Source organism: Psychrobacter sp. AOP3-A1-26 (assembly GCF_052378235.1).
GTDB lineage: Bacteria > Pseudomonadota > Gammaproteobacteria > Pseudomonadales > Moraxellaceae > Psychrobacter.
This window is the reverse complement of sequence record NZ_JBQSXN010000008.1, coordinates 1-15,293: the sequence shown is the minus strand read 5'-3', so window position 1 is coordinate 15,293 and position 15,293 is coordinate 1. Positions and strand designations below refer to the sequence as shown.

Annotated in this window: 7 protein-coding genes and 1 pseudogene; 5 read left to right on the top strand and 3 right to left on the bottom strand. The window is 44.5% G+C overall.

The genetic code is table 11. The features are described 5' to 3' along the window. Positions 1-116: 116 nt before the first annotated feature. Positions 117-1,265, bottom strand: a complete 1,149-nt coding sequence (locus tag ACT3TU_RS02785; protein ID WP_192522461.1) for an NUDIX domain-containing protein — start codon at positions 1,263-1,265, stop codon at positions 117-119. Positions 1,266-1,550: 285 nt separating this feature from the next. On the opposite strand from ACT3TU_RS02785, the gene hemP reads away from it, so the two are divergent. Then, a complete protein-coding gene (gene hemP, locus ACT3TU_RS02780) occupies positions 1,551-1,709 on the top strand; it encodes a hemin uptake protein HemP (RefSeq protein ID WP_227672156.1) in 159 nt (52 codons plus the stop codon). Between the two features lie 93 nt (positions 1,710-1,802). Here hemP and ACT3TU_RS02775 read toward each other — a convergent pair whose 3' ends face one another. Next, positions 1,803-6,797, bottom strand: a complete 4,995-nt coding sequence (locus ACT3TU_RS02775; protein WP_192522460.1) for a translocation/assembly module TamB domain-containing protein — start codon at positions 6,795-6,797, stop codon at positions 1,803-1,805. 124 nt (positions 6,798-6,921) lie between these two features. Beyond that, a complete protein-coding gene (locus tag ACT3TU_RS02770; protein ID WP_192522459.1) occupies positions 6,922-10,539 on the bottom strand; it encodes a BamA/TamA family outer membrane protein in 3,618 nt (1,205 codons plus the stop codon). 502 nt (positions 10,540-11,041) lie between these two features. Between ACT3TU_RS02770 and ACT3TU_RS02765 the strand changes: the two genes are divergently transcribed. From ACT3TU_RS02765 to ACT3TU_RS02750, 4 genes and pseudogenes are all read left to right on the top strand, one after another. Then, positions 11,042-12,373 (top strand): MFS transporter, encoded by a 1,332-nt coding sequence (locus ACT3TU_RS02765; protein ID WP_192529000.1) that lies wholly within the window; start codon positions 11,042-11,044, stop codon positions 12,371-12,373. A gap of 177 nt (positions 12,374-12,550) precedes the next feature. Beyond that, a complete protein-coding gene (gene coq7 / locus ACT3TU_RS02760; RefSeq protein ID WP_225735205.1) occupies positions 12,551-13,189 on the top strand; it encodes a 2-polyprenyl-3-methyl-6-methoxy-1,4-benzoquinone monooxygenase in 639 nt (212 codons plus the stop codon). Positions 13,190-13,378: 189 nt separating this feature from the next. Beyond that, entirely contained in the window at positions 13,379-14,500 is a 1,122-nt protein-coding gene (locus ACT3TU_RS02755) for a tetratricopeptide repeat protein (protein ID WP_192529001.1), read from the top strand. Between the two features lie 257 nt (positions 14,501-14,757). Continuing rightward, positions 14,758-15,293: pseudogene (locus ACT3TU_RS02750) on the top strand (esterase/lipase family protein); the annotation flags it as partial.

The window sequence follows — 15,293 nt, the reverse complement described above, 5'->3', positions numbered from 1 at the left end:
TGTTTGGATAAATAGATTTAAAATCAATTGTTTGTCATAAAAAAACTCGATAAACAACTATTATAATATAGGTTTTGTAAGAACTTTTAGCGGCGGTTATATGCTGGCTTTTATCCTTATAAAAACTGACGAATACCAGCAATACTAACTCCACCATATTGTAAAGCTTGGTCAATCATCATGGGTGACAATCCACCCAAACCGATAATCGGCATGTCAGCCAATTGCGCCAGCGCTGACCATGATTCCCAACCAAGCGGCGTAGCATCAGGATGTGTTTGAGTGGCTAAAACAGGCGATAAAAAAGCACCAATGACTGGTGGTAGCTGTTGTTGTAGCCGAGTATTGGCCAGTTGATTGGCAGCATCAATGCTAGTGGCGTCATGACAACTGACTATCAACGGAAAATCTTGTGATAGCAGTGGGCTGGATACAAACTCATCGTTATTATTAAAGCATTGCATCAATGCCTGATGAGTCAGATGGTGGGCGACGATTCGGTCAGTGATTTGATTGATGGGTTGGCTATTAACCGCCATCTCTTGAGCCACTGGCAATGCCTTAACATCTAAAGGCTGACTGTCAACAGCACAGGGTACAATCACATGGATATCTGGTCGTGCCTCTATTAATCGTGCAGCGATACTATCGGCACAAGTTTCTTTGACTCGAATATATAACCAAGATTCTGGCGCTACATTCTGTTGATGATATTGTAGCCATGCCAATTCTGGATTAGGATGCGCGTTGAAATGTGCTAACGGATAGGTAATCGCTATCTGTGTAGGCAAAGCCAACCATTTAAGAATCGTCTTGTTGGCAGCCGGCAGAGAATACTGCCCTGCTAATAACTCATCCTTATTTACCCATGTCAGCGCCTGCCCTTCTAAACCATGCTGGCAATACTTATATTTCTCGTATTGCAGCGTTGTCAGCTCTGTTATATATACCTGTAAGCTGACCTGCTTGTCACCATAATCATGATGCAGACGCCCAAGCTTGACGATCGTATTGCCACTGATTGCCATCCCTGTCTCTTCCGCGACTTCTCGTATCAATGCCTGCTCTGCACTTTCATTGGCATCTATTTTGCCGCCTACAAACTCATAGCGATTGCCTTGATGCTGCGCCGCGTTGCGAAAACCAAGCAAATACTGCTCTTTATAATGAATAACTGCCACCGCAACATTGACGATGGTTGCTTTTTCATTTGTGGCTTGGTTTTCAGCTTGTTTTTTGGCGGGATTGACTGACTGGCTTGACATGAGATTGTCCTTTATTATTTTTTAACTTAGGTATTAAAGCATGCTGAATGTTTCTAGGACATAGAGCATGTCCTCAATCTGAACGAAAGCAACTAAATGAAGACACGCCCTAATATATTTACTTTATAACGCCTGCTTTAGTTAAATTTACATAATGACTGCAATTCATTTTATTAATTAGCTTGCAAAAGCACTTAATCTAAATGATAATTATTATCGTTAATAGCTTGTTTGCTGTCACTCTTTACTGTTTAATTATTTCATCAAAAGGAATTTATTATGAGCATGGTTATCTCCCGTTATTTGAACTGCCGTGAAAACCGTCTGCCTACTCTACAATCACAGCATCTTTTTGCACTAACCAAAGAGGTACGTATCGAGCATGAAGGCGAAGAATACCGTCTACGCCTAACGCGCAACAACCGCTTAATTTTGACCAAATAAATTAAAATTAAGAACCGTCCTATCTATAAAAAAACGCCTTCATTACAAGGCGTTTTTTATGGGATTGACTAGGGGCTGTATAGAATTCATCTACTAGAACTGCCAACTGTAGACCACATCCACGGCATTCTCTGCCGCTGAGGTTGCTTCGACATAGATACGGCGTGTCAGCTGATAACGAATCGACAAGCTGTTTTGAGCATTGAACACCCCTACGCCGTAGCGAATATACAAGTCAGGGGTCACATAACCTGTGACATTGACATTGGTGTCTTCGCTGCTACCTGAGGCATCAACGGTGAGGCTTTGCAAACCGAAAGCTTGACCAATTTGATTGGTTAGGCTGCGGGTTCCACTAAGCCCAAAGCTCAGTCCTGCTGCTGCTAAGTTATTGGTGACTTGTGATTTAAACCCTTGCTCACTGATTTGCGTGGCGCCCTTATTATTGATTCGACCTGTCACCAAGGCATTCATCGCTTGCTGCTGGGTCAATCCAGCATTATTAAAGACGATAATATTTGGATTTTCAGTACTGCCTTTGACACGTAGGCCCACTGTTTTGCCATCAATAGTTTTGACCGCCTCAATACTCAGGTTAGGTTTCATCACGTCGCCATTAAAGCGTACTTGACCATAGTTCAGCTCTAAACTCTGTCCAAAAGCGTTGACGTTGGTACGACGCGATACTTGCACCACCCCTTTAGCGCGCATAATACCAGTGCCATTTTGATTGATATTGATCGCACCCGCCAGAGGAATAACCGCACCAAACCCTCGGAAATTAATATCGTCACCCAAGTCTACACCGACATCTGCGTTGATCGACCAAGGTTTTGAGATAGCCAATACCTCATCGATATTACCAATGAGGCGACGATCAAGGACGACCGCATCTTCGGTTTGGGTAATGATATCTTCACTGGCTTCTGGTGGACGGATGGTCGCTGATGGCACACTGACAGCACCTTTAATATCGACATAACGGTCACCTGGGCGCACAATAATGTCAATATCAGGATTCACTTCAGCCACTAGTAATGGCGGTTGGGTGATGACCAAGCGCTCGCCAATAACGCTGAGTTTGGCTTGTAGCTTTTGTTGCCAGTTGACCGAACCAACCAATTTACCCGTCCCCGTACCACTATTGAATGTCCCATCAATAGTCGCTTGCGTACCTCGGATTTTGGCTTCAGTATTAACATTGGTTAGATTTACGGGCAAGTCAAGCATAGCGATACGACCGTCAGCGAGCTTTACATCACCATAAAACTGCGGCTTGTCCAAGGTGCCACCCAGTCCACCTGCCATCGTGACGTTACCTTCTAATACGCGCATACCTGGGAAGAAAGGCTTAAATATCGCTAGATTCAGCTCATTTAGTACCAACGCGCCCGAAATAGGCTTAGGTGCTTTGTAGGGATCAACGACAACTTCAGCATAACCACGAGCGCCGCGACCAGTATTAATATCTGAGCGTAACTTGATACCTTCAGGGACTGATAAAGCGATGAGCGAGATACGCTTATACGGCAGCGTGACTGGCGCACTATCCCCTTCTTGGATTAAGCCAATTTTACCATTATCCGAATATAGCGTGGTGTTAATGGTCGGTGGACGCCCACGTTGCCAGCCGACAATAGCTTTACCATTAATCTTGCCATGCCAATCGATGTCTTTGGGTAAAAACACTGAAAACAATGAAGTATCTATATTTTGTAAAGCGATATTGACGTCACCTTTATCTGGTGATGCGACCAAGTTTTCACGTAAGCACAGTTTGCCAGTTTGGTCGGTCGCCTGCCAACAATGCGCTGCCAATTGTACTTTTAAATCGTTACTATTGCCATTTTGCTCATTAGGTAAATTCACAATTAATTGCGCTGGCTGTAATTGATTCAAGGTAGCGTATTTAGATTTGATGCGCCCCTTACCAATCACACCTGACCAACTAAGCTTATCTCGATCGAAACCGCCTTTTAGACGTGCCGCAATATCGAGCTGCTCATTGGCGACGTCAAGGTTGACCACATGCGCCTGTTCAGTACCATTAAACGAGGCTTTGATATTCTTGAATGTCTGCCCAGCGGCATCTAAGCCTTCAGCCGTAACGATAAGCTGACTGGGGCTATTTGCCAAATTAACCAGCTTGCCGCGCACTCGACCTTGGCGCAAAATAAAGCCTGGCAGCGCAATACGCTCACCGACCAAATCGATATAAATAGTGGGTAACGCTTGACCTGCTGGCTGTGATAACGTCGCACCGCCAGAGACTTTACCAGCGAGCTTATCTGATAGCTGATCTAGACTGGTAAGATTTATTTTGGTTTGTAATTGCTTGGCGTTACCATTAGCCGTGAGGTAATTATCACCCCAGCGTAGTACTAAATTATCAGCATCTAAGCTATCGATTAAGGCATTGACTTGTTGGTATTGCGCTTGAGCATCTTGCGTTTGTAGACGTTGAAAGTAACTTGCCAAGTCTTTTGGCAGACGCATTTTTGCCGCCAAGCTGCCTTTTGCACTCAGTGGCTTGCCTTTTAACATACCGCTTAAGTCAATTTTTTTGATATTAACAATTTGCTGCGAGTCGCTCCAGCGCCCATCAGTATTGAGTGTTCCGGTGATGAGACTTGGGGTGTCTTTTAGAAAATATCCAACGTTAAAGCGATCCATCACCGCATCAATATCCCAAGCGATACCTTGGCGGACATCGACGGTGCCTTTGGCATCGATACTGCCCGCCGCACCTACATGACGTAAGCGCTTGATACGAATCAGCTGGGCATCACCACTGGCATTAATAGTCAGCTTACCTGCTGGCAATTGCTCAGCATCTAATACGCCATCGAAGTTTACGGCAAAGTTTTTAAGCTGACCTTTCGCATTGGTGTTATTTTTAGGTGCGCTCTGCCATGCACCACTGGTTTTCAGATCACCAGTAATAATCGCTGGATTATTGGGTAAGAAATAACCTAGATTAAATTTATCAAAACGACCCTCTACCGTCCAGCCGATATTTTTACGCAAATCGATAACACCTTTCGCATTCACTGCGCCGGCTTCACCGTTATAATTTAATTTTCGAATACTGATAAGCTTTGGCGTACCAGCAGCATCGATAGCTAGCTGTCCTTTTGGCACATCAGCAGTATCGACTTGCCCATCAAAGCGCGCATCGAACACCGATAGCTCACCACCAACGATATCAACACTGGCATCGCCGCCACCGGTCAAACCGATCTTACGACCATCCTGCGAGGCATCAAGTTGTGCCTGCAAGTCAGTATTATTCAAGGTAATAATATGGCGCTGACCACTGATGCCGCCTTTATTGATATTTAGCAAACGCCCGCGCGCGCTGACACTTCCTGTCAAACGCTCAAGCGGTAAGTCACTGCGATACTGTTTGGGTAGTAAGCCATTGGTACGAGCGTCAACCTGCCATGTTAAAGGACGCTTGTTACTCGCCAGTTGAATCTGCCCAGTACCCGATAAATCACCCACTATCCCATTATAATCAAGGCGGTTAATACCAATGACATCACCTGCTTTGCGCACGCGCACATCATAGTTGCCTTTGGGTGCGGCATTGAGCTCATTAATCACTGCATTGGCATCAACGGACAATCGTGACCCACGAACGATGACATCTGCCTGCCCACTCGGGCTATCGATATTACCAATATTAGGGACATCGCGGCGGATAAGATTTTGCCATTTTGCATCAATATACCAAGGTGCCACCTGTTTAGACTTCGCTGATGTTTTACCTTGAGCAATGTTAGCATTGATATGCTCGCCATCACGCTGGCGCAAATCCGCATCAATCTCTGTATTACCAGCAAGATTTTGCTGCTGATAATGTACTGACAGTCGACCATTTAACTTTTGCGGGGCATAGGCTTTAAAATCGGCGTACTCATCAGGAATAGCTCGGCGAACATCAAAATTGCTGCCTGTCGCTCGTACTTTTGCATCAAAGCTGTCTTTCCAATCTAAAATACCTTGCAGTACCAAGTTTCCAGCTGGAACTTGTGCATCTAAGCGATCAACGCGCAACTGGCTGTTGGCAATGATAGCGCGGCCTTGATAATGACCTGACGGAATGTCTTTGGCTGTCAGCTCGGTGTTGATACGCAGACGTATCTCAGAGATGACACCAGTGGCGGTCGCGGTACCACTTTTTAGACGAATATCTTGACTGTCGGCATAAGGAATAAGGATGTCATCCCATTGCAACTTTGCCCTAAATGGTGCATCGTCATCCAATCCTTGCACCACAAAATCACCGCTGACATCGCTGTCGTTATAACGACTACGCACCTTGCCGACGGTGCGTTTTAGCGTACCTTTTGCGGTAATATTCAGTGGGTCAACGTAGGCTTTTTCTAGTGCGCTAACTTCTACAATGGCGCTCAGATCCAGCGGATAATCGCCTTGTAAGTCAATCTTACCCTTTAAGGCGTTGATCTTGACGATATCGGCATACTGTAAATTACCGCGACCCACCGTGACTTCAGTACCCACCCATGCCAAATCACGGGCAACAATATCATGGACAACGACAGGTTCTTTAGTCACTTGCTTATAAGTGATATTTTTGATTTTGGCTTGATCGAAACGCAAGTTGACGGGTAGTTGTAGCGTTTTATAATCGAACGGCTCACCTGTCGGTGGCGCATTATTGATAATCTCGATGGTTTGTATATCGGCATCACGCAAATGCACTGTTTTAGCAAATACGGCGCGCCAGCCTATCTTGACGTAGGCTTTATCGACCAATATTTCAAGATCTTCGGTCGCTTTGATGTCGATATCAGACACCCAAATACCGTCACGCAAGTTACCGCGCCCGTATTTGAAGTCGATACCCGTCTCGACACTAATTTTCTCTAGGATAAACTTGGTGCCTGATTCTGTCCCAGCCGCATACAAAAATATGGCGAACATAATCGCCAATACGATGAGAATGAGCACAGACAGTTTGATCAAAAATGACAGCGGATACCAACGTTTGACTGCACGGGCATCGCGTTGTGCTGGATCTTCATCTGATGAGTTATTGGGCGGGGTATTTTTTGTCAGCATGACACTCAACTACGTTAAAGAATGATTACCAGCAATCGGTATGATAAATAATACATGGAACAAATCAAGCGATGGGTCTAATTGGTTACTTTAAGCTATTTATTTAAGTCACTAATTTAAGCAACTATAAAGGCGAGCCAATAAAGAAGTGCAGTCTAACTGGAATACTACTTTCTGTCACACCAGCCGCGACATCGACGCGCACCACCCCTACAGGAGATGCCCAGCGGATACCGACGCCGACGCCGACCTTTGTGTCAGTCTCAAATTTTTTGTCGTAAGCATTACCCACATCGGTGAAGAATGCCCCGCGGAAGCCTGGTTTAAACTCATAGTTATACTCTGCACTACCGACAGCCAGTATTTGCCCGCCGGTTAGATAGCCTTTGTCTATTGGTGATAGGCTCTCATAGTCATAGCCACGGATACTTTGATCACCACCAGCAAAGAAACGTAATTTATAAGGCACTTCATTAAAATCATCCGCCCAAATATAGCCAGTATTTACACTGCCCAGTAATTGATGTTTTTTGTCCTCGCCAAAGCTATAGATACCGCTAACACCTGCGCGAGCGATTGCCAAATCAGTGTCGCTAAGTGCTTTATCAGCCCCTGCTTCGACCGAATAATACTGGCGTATACCGCGAGTTGGGTTGGTCGCACTATCCACGTCTGCCTTATTGAGACCATAGCCAAATAACAGCGCTCGTTGCTTGGGCTTAGAGGAGACAAAGCGAATAGGCAAATCGTCCAAGTCCGCTTTATCAACGCCCGTTTCGAGCTCATCCAACCGATAGCGCATGGAATAAACACGATTCCAACCACTTTCACGGCGAATATTGCGTGCCAGCCCTGCTTTTAGCGTTTTGGTCGACAAGTCGAAGTTACCTTTACCTTGGTCGATCACCTCTTCTTCATAGCTAAGACGGGCATCCAAGGTATCATTGAGAGGATGTTTCCAGGGTCGGCTCGCATAGACGGCCACATTCTTAGTGATTCTGGACACCTCTGTCTCTACGCCCGCTTGATAACCTTTACGATTGAGTAAGTTATAATCTACCTTTGCCGTGGCACGAACACCCGTATCCGTCCCATAACCCAGACCGACTTGAGCATCGCGTGGTTTATCAGAAGATACAAAGACATACAATGGTACTTTTTTACTCTCTGCCACTTGCTGCGGTGTTTTACGTCCTTCGAGCGTCGGTGGCACGAAGTTTTCATCAGAAATTAGAGTCTCTTCATCAGGGAAGATTTTTTGCGCAACATTACTGATTGAGTCGCTAATTTTGCCTAAAACACTATCTGCTTTTTGGTCTTTTTCATCCAATACACGATCGTTTGGCAAGCGACTTAAGCGATCTGCTTTTTGTTTGACAGCTTGCAGTTTATCGAGCGTTTCTTCATCAACCTCAAACTCGATTGCGGCAATGTCAGCGTCATTGACTGACTCTCCACTATCAGCATTGAGACTCTCTTCACTCTCTGCATCGATTTCGCCATCATCGACTTTATTACTGGCATCATCACTAACAACCTCCGAGCCACTTTTATTTTCGATGTCACTTTTACTTTCTTCGATGTCACCATTATCAAGAGTAGCACTATCAAGATTAACATTATCGCTATCATCATCTGGCGTATCATTGTCGTTAGTTGGTGCATTATCAAAAGCCAATGTACTGGCTTCACTGCGCTCATCTGGTGGTAATACTGACTCAACGTTGACCGTATTAAAATAACGAGTCGCTGATAAATCATTACTAAATTTGGTGATGGCTGGGCGATAAAACGGATCCCCTGGTTTAAAATCGAGTAATTGCTGCAACAAAGGCAACTCAACAGGCAGCTTTTCAGGATCTCGAGTTAAGGTGTTGGACTCTCGGTCATAAGTAAAAAAGACAACATCATCAAACTCATAACGATCGCCAGTATTATAGACCAAGGACACATCCGCTATGTTGTCTGGTAAGATGATACCAACAGACTTGTTGAGCCAATATTGGTCAAAATACCCATAAGTACTGCTTAGTGACTCGAGTGCCGCTTTACTGTTTTTATAAGTGCGATGATTGAAGATATCACCTTCTTCTGGGGGCAACTCTTTTTCTAAGGCTACAAATTCTGGTTGCTCACTGCCTGCACCGCGAACTTCGACAACACGGCTGTCCACAAGCACAGGTTCGCCCAATGCTTCAATAACCACATCGATGGTGTCTCTGTTAGGCTGACGCAGACGCAAAGTAACGTCATAATAGCCGACTGCATTGGCAGCATCTAATGCCGTTTGGCGTAGACGTGGTAAGGCCGCGGTAAAGTCAACGACCGATTGAACGGTAGTGTCATCAAGAGCGGCTTTGATATTTTTCATTGGCTGAACATCGTCATCCGCTTTGGTTATTCTAGGCTTACCATCAATGGTGTCTTCAGCAGCGGCTTCTTGCATGTACACTGTCGTTTCTACATGCGGTAATGCCTTAACGCCACCTTTAAACAAACGATTATAAAGGCGCTTGACGATATTGCCTTTATTGCGAGCCAGCGGCTTAGGTTTACTGGCTTGCTCGACACTTTCGCTGACGGGCTGATTGTCTGTCTGATAATCTGGCAAATATTCATCGGGATCTATGACGTTTGACGCCGACTCATCCTGATTGTCTGATGCCTCATTCGCATTCGCTGAAAGATCATCACTACTATCTGTAACGTCATCAACACGCCCACTACTGACGGAGTCGCTGACGTTAACTGGACGAGACGCAACCTCAGACGTTTCGGCCTGTTTGGCTGCTGTTTCGTTCTTACCTAAGGTGTCAAGGTTACTAGGGGTGGGCAAATTGGTGGCATCTAGATCGGTATCTAAACCCATCGGTACGGTTGTACTGCCTAGCGTCGCGATTGGCGCATCAAAGTCACTGTCGTTAATATTATCGTTAACACTACTGTCAATATTGTCGTCAACATTGCCATTGGCACTAATTTCGTTGCCATTAGCGTTGTTGCTATTATTGATAGCATCAAATTCTTCGGCATTCTGTCTATCCAGCTCAGCAAGCTCACGATCAATCTCTTCAGGCGTCATCATCTGATAGCCTTGTTGCTGTATCGCTGTCGCTTGCTGCAACAAATCCTCATTGGTGGTGTCAGGCATATCGGACGGATTGCTATCAGCACCATTCACACTATCTGAATTATCTTTATAATCTGCATCGACATTGGTATCGACACTAGCATCAACATTGGCATTAGGATTTGATTGAGAAGCAGGCGTTTTTTGAGCATTAGAATTTTTAATCCCTAGACTTTCCTCACTATAATCATCCAATACGGACTGGTCGATGAGGCCTTGCTCTACCGCCTTTTTAAGACGCAAGGCATCTAAGGCGATATCAACCTGAGTATCATCCTCCGAAAGTGTGGCTGATTGTTTAGTAGGTGTTTTTTTCGCAGGGGCTCGTTCAGTAGAGGCTTGACTGGCAGATGGCTCATTCACAACGATTTGGTTGCTGATAGTGTCATCTACGACACCTGATTGATTGACGGTGTCAGCCACCGCCGTAGGGGCAATACCAAAACCTACCAAGCTGGTCGCTAGCGCAGTAAAAAGTGTTGAACGCGTGAAATGAGTACGCGGGGCATGACGATGAATATTTTCAGTATTAATACCATCAAAAATATTGACAGTATTATGCTTTTTATTAACCGCTACATCGTGCGCTAGGGTTGTAGGTTGCTGTTTCATGTTGGTTTCCTATCACCTCACGCGGCACACTATTATTGACGATAATGATGGTTAAATCTCACCGGTGAATAAACGTATAGCAGTTGGCTGGGATTAATAATTTACTATCATACTTATGATAACGATGGTCTGTAGGACGAATCACAGCGCCCATTCAAGCGCAATTTCAAATAATGGAATCGTAGCATATACAGACAGTCTTAAGTGCTAGAAAGCGTTTGCCGTCGCCCACACTTTGAGACACAAGCATTTAAAATTTACAAATCATAACTTAGATAATTATGAAATCATAGCGTCGAGCGCATGTATTTTTACCAAAGCCTTGCTATTATACGGCTTAATAATGATAAAACCTATGCTATATTCTATTAAGTTTTTGATACTATTGATAATTATAACAAGCGTTGGCTCAAGAATCATGTCGACCGCTACCTTTACTTTCAAAGCGGCGTTCAGTGTCTCGCTTTAATCTACCAGCTGCGCCCCATCTGTAGGAATTTTCATGGCCAATCAGTTTCAGTTATTTAAGCGCCGCCGTTTTAGCGCCATGTTTTTTACCCAGTTTTTGGGCGCGTTTAATGACAATATTTTTAAACAAGCACTCATTCTAGTTTTGACTTATACCGCTGCCAGTCAGTTGGGTATGGAAGTGAGTATTTTAAATAACTTGGCCGCGATGTTATTTATTTTGCCTTATTTTTTGTTTTCGGCATTGGCAGGTCAGATTGCAGATAAGTTTGAAAAATCAAAACTCACGCGATTGATCAAATTACTTGAGCTGGCCATTATGGTGATTGCGACAGTAGGGTTTGTATTTGAGTGGTATGCCCTATTATTTGTCGCATTATTTCTCATGGGCACACAATCCACCTTTTTTGGACCTATTAAGTATGCCTATTTACCACAAGCGATGAGGGAAGACGAATTGGTTGGTGCTAATGGTTTATTCCAAATGGGCACCTCCTTAGCTATCTTGCTCGGGATGATTATCGCAGGGTTCTTAACCCAGATAACGCAGCCGCTGTATTGGATTAGCGTCACCGTATTAATAGTGGCTGTATTGGGTTATTTTGTCGCACGATCGATACCCAACATGCCCGCGATGCAGCCCAATTTAAATATTAATTGGAATATTTTTACCACCAGTCTAGCGACTGTACGCTATCTATACTCTCTGCCCTTTTTATTCTTTGTCATCCTTGGCAACAGCTGGTTTTGGTTTTATGGGGCGACGTTTTTGACCCAAACACCAGAGTTCAGTAAGGTAATCTTGTATGGTGATGAGTCGGTGGTCATTTTCTTATTGACCTTGTTTTCTGTTGGTGTGTCGATTGGCTCGTTGTTATGTAAATCGTTGACTAAAAACCAAGTGAGTCTACGCCTGCTGCCTTTTGGTATTGCCGGCTTAAGCATCTTCGCTATCGACTTATACTTTTCGCTTTCAGGGTTGAATATCAATGTCAGTAGTGACACGCTACTTGGCATCAGCGACCTGTTTGGGATGAGCGGTAGCTGGCGCGTCTTTGCGGACTTGTTCTTTTTGGGCTTTAGTGGCGGTCTATATATCGTGCCGTTATATGCGTCTATGCAGGCCTATGCGCCCAAAAGCCATCGCGCGCGCATTGTTGGTGCCAACAATATTTTTAATGCGATATTTATGGTCACTTCAGCGATTTTTGCCATTGTGATTTTAAATACTTTCGGGCTGACGCTGCCACAGCTATTTTTGGTAACGGGACTGTTAAATATTGTCTTCGGTGCCTTTTTATACATCAAGCTCAACAAACATATCAAAAAAGCGGTTATCCAAACGCATGATGAAATCAGTCAATAATATTCGTGCCGATAATTTGGATTGTTTGCTATAGTGATGTTTGTGAGGCAGTGGCTGTAGTATAGAAACTGCGATTATATTGCCTCACAAACTGAATAATATTATTTTCTAAACAACCTTATTTTCTAAATAGCTTTTTTTGATTGTCCATAAAGCCATCAGGAGTGAATCATGGCCCTGCGTCCCTTATCCAAAATCGATCAGTTATTACTTGGAGTTGACAAGGCTTTACGAGCTGTCGTACCGCATTCAAACCCCAGTACCCGTCCTTTACCAGTCAGTAACGATGAGATTCCTGAGCTGACCATCACTGAGTCACGCCATGTCGCTGGACTGATGCGTATCAATCATACTGGCGAGGTATGCGCGCAAGGCCTTTATCATGGTCAAGCGTTTGCTGCCAAAGACAACGGCGTCAAGCAAGCCATGCAACAGTCTGCTGAAGAAGAAGTCGATCATCTGGTCTGGTGCGAGACTCGATTAGACGAGCTTGGCAGCCATGCCAGTGTATTTACCCCGCTATGGTACGGCATGTCTTTTGGTCTTGGCGCGGTAGCTGGCGCTATCTCTAACGAGTTTAGCTTGGGGTTCGTAGCCGAGACGGAAGCCCAAGTCAGCGAACACCTGCAAGACCATATCACGCAATTGCCCGAACACGATCAGCGCTCAAAAGAAATACTGGCACAAATGGATATTGAAGAATTACACCATCGTGAGCTGGCGCTGGCGAGCGGCGGCGCGGCATTATCACCACCTGTACGTTATACCATGCGCTGGATGGCCAATCGTATGAAAGCCACCGCCTATCATTTGTAACGGTAGATAATGTATCTTTGGTCACTTTGTCTATACGATTGGGCGTGATTAATTCTTACTATTAACATTCCTACTACTGATAGCGTTTGGCTTACTTTGCTAAGGTATTAAAAATTTGTACGATTTTGCAGCCACAATACCGCATAATTATCCATTAATAAGTAATGACGAAATAAGGTAACACCTTTTATGAAAGCCACTAACCAATCGACTCTCTCTAGCCATTTATCTACCAAGTCGCCCAAGTTTGCCACGCTAACAGCATTGGCCGCGGCATGTACCATGCTGCTGTCTGCGCCTATAAATGCTGCTGAAACTGATACTACAAAAGAAGATGCCGTCACCACATCTTCTGTCCCTAGTGCCACAGATTCAAGCAAGCGTGTGATTCGCCGTGCTAGCCCTAAAGCTAATACGACGGCCGATACTCAACAAAACGATGCACCGAAAAATGATAAGGATGTTGAACAAACAAACACTCAAAAGAGTGAATCTCAGAAAAACCGTGCTCCTATGAGTACAGCGCAGCCGCAAACGCTCAAATCAGTCCCATCAACGCCTGAATTTAAAGGAGCGACTCACGTTTATAAGCGTGGTCCGATGACGGCGACTGGCGTAGATTTGCGTAGTGGTCAACTGACTAATATCCCAACCCCGCAGCTAGAACTATCTGACGTGAGTTTTGTACCGACAACATTGATTCCACAACAAACCGGCGGCAGCATCGATAAGCTAGACGTAAGCTTACTTGATGATTTCATCAAAGAAGTATCACCTAACGCCCGTCATTATCCGCCAAACTTCCCTAACCGCTCGCAGCGCCACTATACACGTGAAAAAATCAAGGTATTGGCCGAATGGATCCAGCCTTATGCTGAATCGCCAAATGCCTCTTACGATGTACTACTTCGTGCAGCCAAACTGAATGGCATGGGACGTAATCTAGATTTGGGCTCAGACTATACTATACGCGGCGGAAGGTATATTGACCGAGCGATTAAGCTACAATCAGATAGTGGTGAAGCCAACTTTTTATATGGTTTGATGCTATCAGAAGGCGGCGGCTTTAAAGAAGGTCAAAAGTACCTAGACCGTGCAGTGTCTATGGGCTACACCGAAGCCGAGCAAAGCTTGGCTCAGTCAGACTTGTTGAGTGATCGTCGTGATGAAGCTTTGGAGCGTCTGCGTCGCCTCGAAGGTCAGCATCCTGACAATAAAATCATTCCTAAGCAAATCAAAATTGTTGAAGAAGGCAAATTCTATATTTGGGATATCCCTGCGCCTGACATCGATATTAAACCAAGTGCGTAAACGTACCCTATTTACTAGAGCGTGTTCTTATTTTAAAATGGTGATAAAATAGGATAATTCGCAGCATTTAAAACAAAAGCTCTGAGCGTCTTTCTTTTATATGGATATTATTTCAATATAGAAGACAGGCGTTTTTTTGTGCCTGTTAATTTGTGCCTGTTAAATAGTTTAATATTAAAAGTTACGCTACACTCTTTCTTTCCAATTGCTGATTCAATCAATCATGGTTTTACGACTATTATTTACTGGACTGACCTATGACTTTCGCTAACCCCATTAAAAGTATGGCGACGCCTGCCAAGAATAACGCTACTTCTATCATTTCCATAGCCTTGATAGCGGCGGTCACGTTATTGCCTGCCTGTAGTACGGTATCGGTGAATAAACAGGCATCAGCGAAAACCATTACGGCGCAGCGTGGCAACATCGTCACTAGCAAAAAACTCAGCAGCGACACGGAATCGGCGTTATTATCAGCAGGGCTCAATGAACAAGCCTGTATGCAGCAGTTTGACTTATGCTTGACTCAGCTTACCGACAGTATTTTAAATGAACACTATCGTCCTGCACTGGCTGTTTTCTCAGAGCTTCATTACACCAAGGCTCGCCAGCTTAAAGACTCTGAAGACTGCCGCAATGCCCTTGCCCGACCACCAATTGATCCTTATTATGCCAATGCGCCTTTAGACGATGCTGAAGCCAAAACCCAAGAAGAAAAAAACAACCGTTGTCTCACTGGTTATCAAGAACGGCTGTTTGATGCGATCAAGTACAGTTATACCTATTTGTTTTA